10 protein-coding genes are annotated in these 11,795 nt (G+C 70.0%); 6 read left to right on the forward strand and 4 right to left on the reverse strand.

What is annotated here, in order from left to right:
- Nucleotides 1-33: 33 nt before the first annotated feature.
- On the reverse strand, nt 34-1,524 hold the full coding sequence (locus ISN75_RS10175; protein ID WP_167257378.1) for a B12-binding domain-containing radical SAM protein: 1,491 nt from the start codon (nt 1,522-1,524) through the stop codon (nt 34-36).
- 200 nt (nt 1,525-1,724) lie between these two features.
- Here ISN75_RS10175 and ISN75_RS10180 point away from each other — a divergent pair, with 200 nt between their 5' ends.
- A complete protein-coding gene (locus ISN75_RS10180) occupies nt 1,725-2,756 on the forward strand; it encodes a serine kinase (protein WP_343821165.1) in 1,032 nt (343 codons plus the stop codon).
- Entirely contained in the window at nt 2,753-4,450 is a 1,698-nt protein-coding gene (locus ISN75_RS10185) for an ABC transporter ATP-binding protein (protein WP_343821164.1), read from the forward strand. Before ISN75_RS10180 ends, ISN75_RS10185 begins: the two co-directional genes overlap by 4 nt.
- A gap of 108 nt (nt 4,451-4,558) precedes the next feature.
- Here ISN75_RS10185 and ISN75_RS10190 read toward each other — a convergent pair whose 3' ends face one another.
- Genes ISN75_RS10190 through ISN75_RS10200 form a run of 3 tightly spaced genes read right to left on the reverse strand, consistent with a single transcriptional unit; the run spans nt 4,559 to nt 6,519 of the window.
- The gene (locus ISN75_RS10190; RefSeq protein WP_343821162.1) at nt 4,559-5,527 is read right to left on the reverse strand and encodes a BON domain-containing protein; all 969 of its coding nucleotides are present in this window, start codon (nt 5,525-5,527) and stop codon (nt 4,559-4,561) included.
- 58 nt (nt 5,528-5,585) lie between these two features.
- Nucleotides 5,586-6,203 carry a DUF4142 domain-containing protein gene (locus ISN75_RS10195; RefSeq protein WP_343821160.1) on the reverse strand — a complete coding sequence of 206 codons (618 nt, stop codon included), beginning with the start codon at nt 6,201-6,203 and terminating at the stop codon, nt 5,586-5,588.
- Between the two features lie 52 nt (nt 6,204-6,255).
- Nucleotides 6,256-6,519, reverse strand: a complete 264-nt coding sequence (locus ISN75_RS10200) for a stress-induced protein (RefSeq protein WP_167257375.1) — start codon at nt 6,517-6,519, stop codon at nt 6,256-6,258.
- Nucleotides 6,520-6,840: 321 nt separating this feature from the next.
- On the opposite strand from ISN75_RS10200, the gene ISN75_RS10205 reads away from it, so the two are divergent.
- The 4 genes from ISN75_RS10205 to ISN75_RS10220 all read left to right on the forward strand — a co-directional run bounded on the left by ISN75_RS10205 (nt 6,841) and on the right by ISN75_RS10220 (nt 11,725).
- Nucleotides 6,841-7,335 carry a DUF6496 domain-containing protein gene (locus ISN75_RS10205; protein ID WP_167257374.1) on the forward strand — a complete coding sequence of 165 codons (495 nt, stop codon included), beginning with the start codon at nt 6,841-6,843 and terminating at the stop codon, nt 7,333-7,335.
- A gap of 183 nt (nt 7,336-7,518) precedes the next feature.
- On the forward strand, nt 7,519-8,076 hold the full coding sequence (locus ISN75_RS10210; protein WP_168647464.1) for an RNA polymerase sigma factor: 558 nt from the start codon (nt 7,519-7,521) through the stop codon (nt 8,074-8,076).
- Nucleotides 8,073-9,059, forward strand: a complete 987-nt coding sequence (locus ISN75_RS10215) for a FecR family protein (RefSeq protein ID WP_343821156.1) — start codon at nt 8,073-8,075, stop codon at nt 9,057-9,059. Before ISN75_RS10210 ends, ISN75_RS10215 begins: the two co-directional genes overlap by 4 nt.
- Nucleotides 9,060-9,316: 257 nt before the next feature.
- Nucleotides 9,317-11,725, forward strand: a complete 2,409-nt coding sequence (locus ISN75_RS10220; protein ID WP_343821155.1) for a TonB-dependent receptor — start codon at nt 9,317-9,319, stop codon at nt 11,723-11,725.
- The last annotated feature ends 70 nt before the right edge of the window (nt 11,726-11,795 follow it).

Consider the following 11,795-nt stretch of genomic DNA (forward strand, 5'->3'; position numbering starts at 1 on the left):
AGACGTCCGGCGGGGAAGGCGAGCACGGGCATTTCAGGCGCTGGCCGTGCGGCCGGCGGGCAGGGCCAGGTCGTGCGCGGGCGTGGCGTCGGCGCGGCGGTACTGGCGTTCCTCGGCCATCAGCGCGTCCCAGCGTGCGTCGAGTCCGGCCAGCGCCCGCGCGTCCTGCGAGGGATGGTTGCGCGGCTGCGCCTTCTGCAGCACCACCTGTTCGTGCAGCAGGTCGCGCACGCGCCGATAGAACTCCGAGTCGTAGGCGCCGCGGAACATCATCGCCAGGTCGCCGCTGTCCTGCCAATGCGTCTTGCGCCCGAGCTGGGCCTTCACCTGCTCGTAGAACTTGGTGCCGGGCAGCGGGTAGGACACGCTCACGCCGATATCGTCCGGCGCGGCGCGTTCGATCAGCGCGCGCGTCGCTTTCAAGTCTTCCAATTGCTCGCCCAGATAACCCAGCTGCACAAAGAAGCCCACGCGGATGCCGTACTGGCGGAAGCGGTCGCGCGCACTGTGCAGCTCGGCGATCGTGGTGCCCTTGTTCATGCGGTCGAGCACCGCCTGGCTGCCGCTTTCGGCGCCGATCCACGCCTCGGCGCAGCCGGCCTGCGCCAGCGCCGCCACCATGCGGTCGCTGGACAGGTCCGCGCGGGTCTGGATGGTGAACGGCACCGAGCCATCCGCGTCCCGCAGATGCTCGGCGAACTGGGTGACCCAGTCGACGTGGAAGCCGAAGATGTCGTCCGCCATCCAGATATGGTCCGGCGCGTAGGCGCGCTTGAGGTAGATCATTTCCTCGGCGACGTCGCGCGGGCCGCGCTGCTTGTAGTGGTTGCCCCAGATCGGCTTGGCGCACCAGTGGCAGCGGAACGGGCAGCCGCGCGAAGCGGCCATGTTCAGGCTGAAATAGCCGTGCCGCTCCTGCCACAGCGCGCGATAGCGCTCGATGTCCACCAGGTCCCAGGCCGGATGCCCGCCCAGGCGCGGATCCGGCGGCTGCGCGCCGATGCGGGTCAGGCGCTGCTGGCCCTGCGACAGCGTGGCCACGCCGGCGAGGTCCGCGGTCCACGGCGCGATATCCATCCGCAGGTCGTCGTTGAGCCGGCCGATCAGGTCGAGCAGCGCGGCGATGCCTTCGCCCACCAGCACCGCCTCGGCGCCGGCGGCGAGAAACGCTTCCGGGTGGTCCGAAGCATCGGAGCCGGCGACGATCACGCGCGCACCGTGCGCGCGCGCCTCGCCGATCATCTGGCAGGCCGCTTCGCGCATCCGGTTCAGGCACATCTTAGTGAGGTAATTGAAGTTGTCCTCGTAGATGACCACCACGTCCGGCGCCGCGGCGGCGAGCGAGCCGGCGTAGTCCTCCACGCCTTCGGCCAGCATGGCGTCGAACAGGCTCACCTCGTGGCCCAGGTCCCACAGCAGGGAAGCCACCTGCAGGGTGGCCAGGGGCGGGTAGGGCTTGCCGCGTTCCCACTGCTTGCGGTCGTAGCGCAGGAAGTAGGAGTGGCTGACCTGGATTCTGAGCATGGAGTGGGGCCTTGTGATCGCCGGGAGCGTGCCGCGCGGGCGCGGTGTTCCGTTGTCGCTGGGCGTGAGTGCCGCGCCGCGCGGGTTCGGTTGCGAGCGGCGCCCGCAGCCGGGCGTGGCGCGCGACAAGGCAACTTTCCGGCGACGCGGCGGCACTCACGCCAGACGCGGACCACAGCCCCGCCGACGGAGTCCTACGCTTGACCAACCTGGGCCTTGCCGCGCGCCCCGCGCCGGTCGACGACGCCGCGATCGATCCGTTCGGCGAACGGACGGCGCGGCGTTTTGCCGTGAATGCATGTGTGCTCGGTGCGGACGTGCGGTTCGAGGCCGACGACGAGGCCTGGCTGGAGGTGATCGAGGCGGCGTATGGCGGCTTGCCGGCGCATCGCTTTCCGGCGGCAGCGCCTGCGCTGCATATCGAGCTGCGGCTGGCCAAGCCGGCCGATGCCGCCAGCCTCGACGCGCCGCCGCCGGTGCATATGCGCTCCGGTGCGGGGCTGCTGTGCGGCGTGATGGATGCGGCGCATTACGCCGCGATCGCGCCGGCGCGGCGGCAGGCGCTGGTGGTGGCTTCCCCGGCGATGCTGGCGCGCCATCCGTACCACGTGCGCTACGAGCTGCTGGAATTCGCCGTGTTCGTGCTGGCGCAGCGCGCGCAGGGGCTGGTGCCGCTGCATGGCGCCTGCGTCGGGCGCGATGGGCAGGGCGTGCTGCTGCTGGGCGAGAGCGGGGCGGGCAAGTCGACGCTGGCCTTGCACAGCCTGCTGGGTGGCCTGGATTTCCTCGCCGAGGATGCGGTGTTCGTGCATCCGGACTATCTGCGGGCGACGGGCGTGGCCAATTATCTGCATGTGACGGACGATGCGTTTCGCTTCGTCGACGACGCGGGCGTGCGCGACTGGATTCGCCGTTCGCCGACGATCCGCCGCCGCAGCGGCGTGGAGAAATATGAAGTCGATCTGCGCGGCGGCCATGGGCGGTTGGCGCCGGAGCCATTGCAACTCAAAGGCGTGGTGCTGGTGTCGGCGCGGCCGGCCGAACGCTTGTTGACGCCGCTGCCGCCCAGCGAAGCGATCGCGCGGCTGGCCGCGGATCAGCCCTATGCGGCAGGCCTGCCCGGCTGGGACGAGTTCTGCCGCCGCTGCGTGCGGCTGGGCGTGTATCGCCTGGCGCGCGCGCGGCATCCCGGGGAAGCGGTGGCCGCCCTATCGGCGTGGCTGGAACGATGAGCGCGCGCAATTTCACCGACCGGCTGCTGCCCGCGGCATTCGCCGACACGCTGGAACGCCGGCACGCGTGGCAGATGGCGTTCTATGTGGTGCTGTCGGTGGCGTCCGCACTCGCCGGCAGTCTTGCCGCGGTGCTGCTGGTGCCGCTGGTCAGCCTGGGCGCGCCGGGGGCCGAAAGCGGCTTCTATCTGCATCGCGGCGTGGATGTGCAGGCGGGGGCGTTCGTTGCCGCGGCGTTTGCGCTGGCGGCGTTGCGCTGGGGGTCGTCCCTGCTGGCCGCGCGCCTGACCGGCGACTACGGCGCGGATCTGCGCCGCCGCGTGCACGGGCATCTGATCCACGCGCCGCTGGCTGCGCTGGCCGATGCGACCTCGGCCGAGATCGCCAACGTGCTCACCTATAACATCGAGATCATGATGCAGGGCTTCAGCGGCCTGCTGCAGCTGTGGGTGGCCGGCCTGACCTGCGCGATCAGCCTGGCGTTCGCGTTCTGGATCTCGCCGATGCTGATGCTGGCCGTGCCGCTGCTGGCCTTGCTGGGCGTGCTGGTGTCGCGTTCGCGCGGGCAGGAGCAGGCGCGGGTCAGCCGCAAGTACGTGGCGGACCTGACCAGGCTGTTCTGGCTGAGCGAGGATTTTCCGCGGCGCCTGCGCCATATCCGTTCGTTCGGCCGCGAGGGCGTGGAGCGGGCGGCGTATGGCGATGTCTCGCGCGAACTGGCGCGCGGCTACGAGCATCAGCAGGACATGCTGGCCTCCGGCAGGCTATGGCTGGAACTGCTCGCTGCCGCCGGCATCGCCGCGATGTTCATGCTGGCGCACCGGCTGCAGGGCGATGCGCGCGCCTCGCTGATCGCGGTAAGCCTGCTGCTGGGGCGGTTGCTGCCGTATCTGGTGTCGACGCGGCAGAGTTTCCGCCAGCTGCGCTCGGCGGTGCCGGCGTTCGAGCTGTGGCGGCGCTACGCGGGGCTGGCCGGCGATGCGGTGGTCGCGGGTGCGCCTGGGGCGTTTCCGGAAGGGGCCGTCTTGCGCATCGAGCGCGTGCGCTCGGCGGTGGCGCTGCATGGCGCGGAAGTGCGCGACATCGTGCTGGCGCCGGGCGAGCTGACTTTGATCGCCGGCGATTCGGGCGCAGGCAAGAGCAGCCTCGCCGACGTGCTGGCCGGCTTGATCGAGCCGGCCGATTTCGCCGCGAAGATCGGCGGCCGCACGCTCGATTTCGATGCCTACCGGCGCCATGCGCGGCACGCGGCCTTCGTCAGCCAGCACGTGCGGCCGTGGCAGGCAACGGTGCGCGAATGCCTGCGCTGGGCCGATCCGCAAGCCGGCGAGCAGCGCATGCACGAGGTGCTGGCGGACGTCGGGCTGGACCGGCGCCTGCGCGCGAGCGAACAGGGCCTGGATCTCGCGCTGCGCGATCGCTCCAGCCAGCTGTCGGGCGGCGAGCTGCAGCGCCTGCTGCTGGCGCAGCTGCTGCTGCGCAGGCCGTTCCTGGCGATTCTGGACGAGTCGACCGGGGCCCTGGATGCGGCGGCGGAGATCGACGTGCTGGCGATGCTGAAGCGGCGGTTGCCGCAGACGATGCTGCTGGTGATTTCGCACCGTGCCAGCGTGCGGGCTTTGGCGGACCGGTGCGTGATGCTGGGCGGCTCGATGCCTTCGACCGCCATTCCGGCGCAGGCCGGAATCCAGTAGCGGCAACGTACGATTTTCGTACGGACGTCCAAAAGCCGCATCGTGGATGCACAAGCTCCATGAGAGGCTCTCGCTACTGGATTCCGGCCTGCGCCGGAATGACGAGTGTCAGTGTTTCTGCGCCGCGCCTGTATACGTCCCGGCGCCGGCGGTCGAACTGCGCAGATCCTCATCCCGATGATCCCGCTGCTCCACCCGCACCCGGTTCTCCACGTCCTTCACTCCGAAGCTGCGGTCCGCGCAGTCCTCGGCCAGGTGCTTCATCTGGCGCGAAGGCACCGTGCCCTCGAGCGTGACCACGCCGCCTTGCACGCTCACCTCGAGTTCGCGCGCATCGATCCGCGGGTCTTCCGACAACCGTTCGCAGACGTCTTCCCGGATGCGCTCGTCCGAGCGCCGATAGCCCTTCGGTGCCTGGCGATAGTGGCTGGGGCCGGCGCCGTAGTCGTGGCCGAACGGGTAGCGCTCGTCCATGAAGTCGGTGGGGCTGCGCGCGTACTGGCGGCGGCCGTAGTCGGCCTGGTAGTCGCGGTATTGCGGATTGTCCCAGTGCGGGCCGCCCCACGAGGCGCCTCCGGAGGGTGAACCGTAGCCCTGGCCGAAGCGTTGCCGTCCGCCTTCGTCGCCATAGTCGCGGCGCACGCCGTGCGGTCCCTGCAGGCGGCCTGCGCGGTCGGTGCCATAGCCGGCGAAACCGCGCGGATATTCGTCCTGCCAACGTTCGCGCCAGTCGGCGGGGCGGTCGCTGCCGTAGCCGCCGGTGTCGCTGGCGAAGGTGTTGCGGTAGCCGCCGTGCTGCGGGCCGGCTTCGTCCCAGGCGGGCGGCAGATAGCCTTCGTCGATGTCGCCATAGCCTTCGGCGGTGGCGGAGAGGTAATCGCTGTGGGGGCCGTAGCGGTCGTGGTCGCGATAGCCGGGGCCGGCGCGGCGCCCTTGCGGGTTGCGGGGATCGCCGCGGCCTTCGGCGCGCCCGCCGGCTTCCCGCCACGGACCGCTGCCGGGCCCGCGCCATGTTTCGTCATACGCGCCGTAGCCGCCGCGTTGCGGCCCGGAAGGATAGGGGTGGCGATGCTTCATGACATTCTCCAGGACCGGCGCAGGCGCCGGTCGGATGGATGGCTAAAAGAGGGATGGATCAGTGCCCATTGCTGGGCGGTCCGCTACTCGGCGGCGGTTGCGTCGAGGAAGGCATTTCCTGCATCGGCGAACGCGGGGTGGCCGGACCCTGCATTTCGTCGCGGCCGGCCTTGCGCAGCTGCTGCGCCATCTGCAGATGGTCTTTCAGCACCGGCAGGGTCTGCGCGGCGAATTGCTTGACGTCGTTGTCGGTGGCGCCGGTCGAGGCCTTGGTGAACAGGGCGATGGCCTGCTGGTGGTCCTTGACCATGTCCTGCGCGTAGGCGCGGTCGAAGGCGTCGCCGTCGAGTTTCTGCAGCTTGTCCAGCTTCTGCTTGGCGGCTGCGTCCGGTTCGGGCGCGACGGTGATCTGCTTCTGGCGCGCGAGCGCGACCAGCTGTTCATTGGCCTTGGTGTGGTCGGACACGATGTGCTGGGCCAGCTGCCTGGTCTGCGGCGAGCTGGTTTTCTGCAGGGCCAGCTGCCCCAGGGCGACTTCGGCGCTGCCGGCTGCGGCGGCGCGGGTGAGAAAGGCCTGGTCGGCGGGCGAGCCTTCGCTCGCGCTGGCCGCCGGAAGGCAGGCCAGCGCGAGGAGGCTCGACGCCAGGGCCGTGAGGAACAGGCTGCGTTTAGGCATGACGCTCTCCGATCCTTCTGGGGTGGGAATGGCCGGGGCGTGCGATGGACGCTCAGGAGGGCTGGGATTCCCGCTGCGCGCGGAGGCGGCGGCCGCCGATGCGGCCGATGGCCGCCATGTGTTCGCGGTTCTCGCTGACCGCCTTGCCCCCTTTGTGGCCGGCGAGGCGTGCTTCCTCGCTGGTGAATTCGTGGGCACTGCCGCGGGCATGCGCGGTGCGTCCACCCAGCGATGACACCTGGCGCTGACGCTGGGGGTCCATCCGCGCAAAACCGCGAAGAGGCGCTGCTTGTCCTGTCGTCTCTTTGGAAGTCATGGGCTTCTCTCTGTGTGTGGCCGAAGGGGGATCGCGCAGGCCTGCAGGCCTCGCGCGCTTTCGTCGCCGCAACATCCGTGCCATGTGCGCAATCGGCGTCGTGGCGTGCTTAGCCTGCAACGCTTGATGTTTTCGTCGCGCAAATTTTTCGCGAGCATGAAAGAAGTACACGCACGGCGCATGCGCTGTTCATGCGTGCGCGCGTGCCGCGCGGCTGAACGAGCGTGAGATGCAGGCATCCGCTTGACGTGCTGTCGACTCGATATCGACGGCGCCTGGCCTACACCCGTCGATACCTGAGCCATCGCGGAGTATCACGACATGCCCGAAGCAAAGACCCGCAAAGCCGCGGCACGCGACAAGCGCCAAGGCAAGGCGCCGAGCACGCAGGCCGGCGAGTACGTGCACGAGGAGATCGAACATGTGCGCGAGGGCAAGCACGGTGCCCGCTCGGCCAAGCAGGCGATCGCCATCGGCCTGTCGAAAGCGCGCCGGGCCGGCGTGAAGGTGCCGGCGAAAAAATCGGCGAGCAAGGCCACGCGCAAGAAGGCCGCGCAGGACGAGCGTGCGGCGAAGCATCCGCACAAGACTTCGGCGAAGCGTTCGCGCGCCACCAAGACGGCGCTGAAGCGTGAAGGCCACTCGGCCGCGTCGCACGAGTCGCTGGCGAAGCAGGGCAAGCGGGCGGCGGCGAAGCGGTCGTCGTCGTCGCGTTCTGCCGCGGCGAAGAAGGGCGCGCGGACCAAGAGTGCGGCGCAGCGCTCGGCTGCGGCGAAGAAGGCGGCGAAGACGCGGGCGGCGCGGCGTCGGGCCTAGGGCGCTGGAGGCGCCGTAGGTTGGGGTGAGCGCAGCGAACCCCAACCTACGTCGTGCGCGGGTGCGCCCGAGGGCCCGGATTTCAAAAATCTCCGGGCCGAACGTCTAGGCTGTTCTCCACCGCCATACCTACGTTCCGCGCCTTGATGAATGCCAGACCCACTCAGCACGGCCGCGCCCCGCATGGATAGCCCGGGCCCGCACGCCGCCCCGCCGGAGGTCTCCGCCGGCACGGAGGACCGCGCCGCGCAGATCGCCGCGCTGTTCCGCGAGCACAACCGCACCCTGGTCGCCTTCCTGGCCGCCCGCCTCAATTCGCGCTCGGATGCGCAGGAGGTGGCCCAGGAGGTGTACGTGCGCATGCTGGCGATGAAGGACGCCGACCCCATCGCCGCGCCGCGCGCCCTGCTGTTCCGCATCGCCGCCAACCTGGCGGTGGACCGGCTGCGCATGCGCGCCGTGCGCGCCAATGCCCCGGCCGACGCGCCGGACGACGACTGGTTCGCCCAGCCCATCCCCGAACAGCATGCCTCGGCGCTGCAGCAGTGGCGCGAAGTGCGCGCCGCGCTGCGCGAGCTGCCGGCCAAGACCAGCAAGGCTTTTGTGATGCACGTGATCGAGGGGCGCGACTTCGGCGCCATCGCCCAGACCATGAAACTCAGCGAGCGCATGGTGCGCTACCACGTCAGCAACGCGCTGGCCCATTGCCGCGCGCGCATCCAACCCTCGGAGACGCCATGATGGCCATGACTTTTGCCGGCGCGGGCGATCGCGTGACGCAGGCGGCCGCGCAATGGTGGACGCGCCTGCGTGCCGAGGACCCCTCCGACGCCACCATCGAGCAATGGCTGGCCTGGATGGAAGAGGACGACACCCACGCCCGCGCCTTCGAGGAAGTCAGCCGCCTGAGCCAGCGCCTGGGCCAGGCCGACAGCCATGCGCGCGAGGCCTTCGTGGCCGAATTCGCCGGTGCCGCCGAGCGCCGCGTGCGCTGGCCGCTGTGGATCGGCGCGGTGGCGGCCTCGCTGCTGCTGGCGGTGCTCGGCGGGCGCATGCTCGACCGCATCTACCGCCCGCAGGCGCAGCCCTACGCCAGCGCGGTGGGGCAGAACCGCGACCTGGCCCTGCCGGACGGCACGCGCGTGGCCCTGGGCGGCGCTTCCGCCATCACCGCGCGCTATGCCGACGACCTGCGCAAGATCGAGCTGCGCGAGGGCGAGGCCTTCTTCAGCGTGGTGCACGAGCAGCGGCCGTTCGAGGTGGTGGCGGGTCCGCTGTTGATCCGCGACCTGGGCACCGCGTTCAACGTGCGCCGCACCGGCGACCGCGTCGCGGTGGCGGTGACCGAGGGCCGCGTGCGCGTGAGCGTGCCCGGCGGCAAGGACGCGCTCGAAGCCGGGGCCGGCCAGCAGGTGCTGTACGATCCCCAGACCGGTAACGGCGGCATCTCCATCGGCCCGATCGCGGTGGACGACGCCACCGCGTGGCGCGGCCGCCGCCTGGAATTCGTCAACGAGCCGCTGTTCGTGGTGGTGGCCAGCATCAACCGCTACAGCCGCCGGCCGGTGCAGATCGCCGATCCGCGCGTGGGCGCGCTGACCTTCACCGGCACCGTGCGGGTGGATGCGATCGACCGCTGGGTGGAGGCCTTGCCGCGGGTCTTCCCGGTGCAGGTGAGCGCGTTCGGCGACCACGTGGTGCTGTCGAGCGCGGAGCGGCATTGAACGCAGCGCCCTTCCACGGGGGCTGCGGGCGGGTAGTGGCGGCGCCAGTCCGCCTCGTGCCTTTGGTCTGGATGGAACGCGAGCGCGCCTTTGCCAACTCCCCGCCGGCGAAGGGTTGCGACGATGCGCCTCCGCTACCCGCCCGCAGCCCCTGTGCAAGGCAGGGCCGCTCTTCACAATCGCGGCCTTGGTGTATGTGGCGTCCCATGCCAGACTTCGGCCTTTAGGACATCGCAGTCCGGGGGATTGAACACCGCATGGTTCGGCGCGCGCTTTCATGGTTCGGCGGCAGCTTCGCGCTGTCGCTCGCCATCGCCGCCGCCTGGGCGGAGCCCGCGCCGCCGCGCGTCACGGTGGACTTCGCGATTCCCGCCCAGCCGCTGTCCAGCGCGCTGATCGCCTTCGGCAAGCAGGCCAATGTGCAGGTGCTGACCGCGGGCCAGGCGATCATGGACCTGCGCAGCGAAGGCGCCGCCGGCGCGCTCACGCTGGAACAGGGCATGGCCGAACTGCTGCGCGGCACCGGCCTGGAATACGAGGCGGTGGACGCCGGCACCGTGGTGGTCAAGCGCCGCCCCATGCCGGTGGCGGCCAGCTATTACCGCAGCAGCCTGCTGGAGGCCAAGCCCAGCGTGCCGATCGTCGCCTCGCTGGCGGCGATCCAGGTGCAGGGCACCCTGATCGGCGACGTGGGCTACCGCGCCGGCTCCACCAGCGCGGCCACGCGCACCGATACGCCGCTGGCCAAGGTGCCGCAGTCGGTGAGCGTGGTCACCCGCGACCTGATGGACACGCAGCAGGCGGTGACCGTGGCCGACGCCGTGCGCAACGTGGCCGGCGTGCAGTACATGGACGGCTTCGACGGCCCCGCGCTGTTCCGCATCCGCGGCTTCAACGCCGGCAACGGCATGACCGACGGCATGCCCAACGGCGTCGCGCGCACCGAAGACCTGCCGCCGCTGATCGGCATCGAGCGCATCGAAGTGCTTAAAGGGCCGGAGGCGATCCTCGGCGACGCCTCGGTCAACAACAATTTCGGCGGCCTGGTGAACGTGGTGATGAAGCGGCCGCAGAGCGACCCGGTGCGCCAGCTCAGCTGGTCGCTGGGGCGTTACGACGGCGCGCGCCTGGGCGTGGATCTGGCTGGCGCGCTCGGCAACGGCGGCGGCTGGACCTACCGCCTGGTCGCCGCCGGCAACCACGCCGACCGCAGCGCGCAGGGCTATCGCGGCCAGCGCAGCGCGTACTTCGCGCCATCGCTGGGCTGGGAGCGCGATGCCACGCGCTTCACCCTGGGCTACGAGCTGGTCACCAACCGCGTGCCGGGGCCGGACCACACGGTGCTGCTCGGCGATACGCTGGCCGCGATGTCGCCGTACGGCATCCTGACCGGCAACCCCGGCGACCATTCGACTTATCGCACCAACCGCGCCGTGTTCACGCTGGAACAGGGCCTGGACAGCCACTGGACCTTCCGCAGCCGCGGCCAGTACGTGAAGCAGCGCACCAGCGGGCAGGGCTGGTCCTTGACGGACGGCTATCTGACCGGCGACGTCGACGCCACCGCGCGCACGTTCCGCTACTCGGATGCGTTCTACACCTTGCAGAACGACCTCACCGGCGTGTTCGAGCAGGGCGACATCACCCACACTGTGGTGCTGGGCGTCGACTACGCGCGCACCAAGGCCGGCCGCGACCGCCAGCGCGACACGCTGAAGGTGGGCCCTTCGCAGTCCTACAACCTGTTCACCAATGCGGCGCTGCCGAGCGCGCGCGTGAGCACCGACGACGCGGCCTTCGTGCAGGCCCTGGGCGGCGGCGACTGGACCACCGAGACCGGCCTGTTCCTGCAGGACCAGCTCGCGCTGGGCGAACGCTGGGACGTGCTGCTGGCGCTGCGGCGCACTTCGTACGAGCTGTCCACGTCCTGGGCCGACGGCAGCCCGCGCCGCCTGCGCAAGAACCAGTGGGTGCCGAAGGCGGGCGTGCTGTTCAAAGCGACGCCGGAAGTGGCGCTGTACGTCAACCACACCTCCGGCTTCCAGGCCAATTCGCTGCTGGGCGAGGACGGCCAGCCGCTGCCGCCGGCGAAATCGCGCCAATGGGAAGCGGGCACGCGCATCGACCTGTTCCAGCAGCGCGCGCGGCTCAATGTGGCCTGGTATCGCATCACGCTGGACCACAGCGTGGATTACATCGCGCCGGAGCCGCCGTACTTCGCCACGCCTGGACCCGGTCAGACCAACCACGGCGTGGAAGTGGAGTTCACCGGCCAGATCACGCGCGGACTGGAAGGCGTGCTCAATTACACCCATGCGCACATCCGCAACGACGATGGCACGCAACCGGTGGCGGCGCCGCGGCACTTGCTCAGCGCCTGGGCCAACTACCGCTTCCAGCGCGAATCGCTGCGCTCCTGGGGCGTGGCGGCGGGCGTTTCCGCGCGCAGCCGCAGCGTGGGGCGCCTGCAGGGCGGCGGCTATTTCGATCTGCCGGGGCAGGCGAGCGTGGATGCCAATGTCACCTACTACGGTGGGGATTGGCGCTTGACGCTGGGCTTGCGCAATCTGTTCGACCGCACCTTGTATGCGGTCAATGCCGACCAGAGCTTCGTGCCGGTGCGGCAGGGGCGGATGGCGATGGTGACGGGGGTTTACGACTTCTGAGTTCGGTCGCGGCCAGTGATTTATTTTAAATCAGTTGCTTGCGTGGCTTTCCGATGTAATTTCTTACCTC

The organism is Dyella marensis (assembly GCF_049532885.1).
Taxonomy (GTDB): Bacteria; Pseudomonadota; Gammaproteobacteria; order Xanthomonadales; family Rhodanobacteraceae; genus Dyella_D; species Dyella_D marensis.

Coding starts and splice junctions, on each gene's coding strand:
- ISN75_RS10175 (WP_167257378.1), bottom strand. CDS start 1,524: ATGCTCAGAATCCAGGTCAGCCACTCCTACTTCCTGCGCTACGACCGC.
- ISN75_RS10185 (WP_343821164.1), top strand. CDS start 2,753: ATGAGCGCGCGCAATTTCACCGACCGGCTGCTGCCCGCGGCATTCGCC.
- ISN75_RS10190 (WP_343821162.1), bottom strand. CDS start 5,527: ATGAAGCATCGCCACCCCTATCCTTCCGGGCCGCAACGCGGCGGCTAC.
- ISN75_RS10195 (WP_343821160.1), bottom strand. CDS start 6,203: ATGCCTAAACGCAGCCTGTTCCTCACGGCCCTGGCGTCGAGCCTCCTC.
- ISN75_RS10200 (WP_167257375.1), bottom strand. CDS start 6,519: ATGACTTCCAAAGAGACGACAGGACAAGCAGCGCCTCTTCGCGGTTTT.
- ISN75_RS10205 (WP_167257374.1), top strand. CDS start 6,841: ATGCCCGAAGCAAAGACCCGCAAAGCCGCGGCACGCGACAAGCGCCAA.
- ISN75_RS10210 (WP_168647464.1), top strand. CDS start 7,519: ATGGATAGCCCGGGCCCGCACGCCGCCCCGCCGGAGGTCTCCGCCGGC.
- ISN75_RS10215 (WP_343821156.1), top strand. CDS start 8,073: ATGATGGCCATGACTTTTGCCGGCGCGGGCGATCGCGTGACGCAGGCG.
- ISN75_RS10220 (WP_343821155.1), top strand. CDS start 9,317: ATGGTTCGGCGCGCGCTTTCATGGTTCGGCGGCAGCTTCGCGCTGTCG.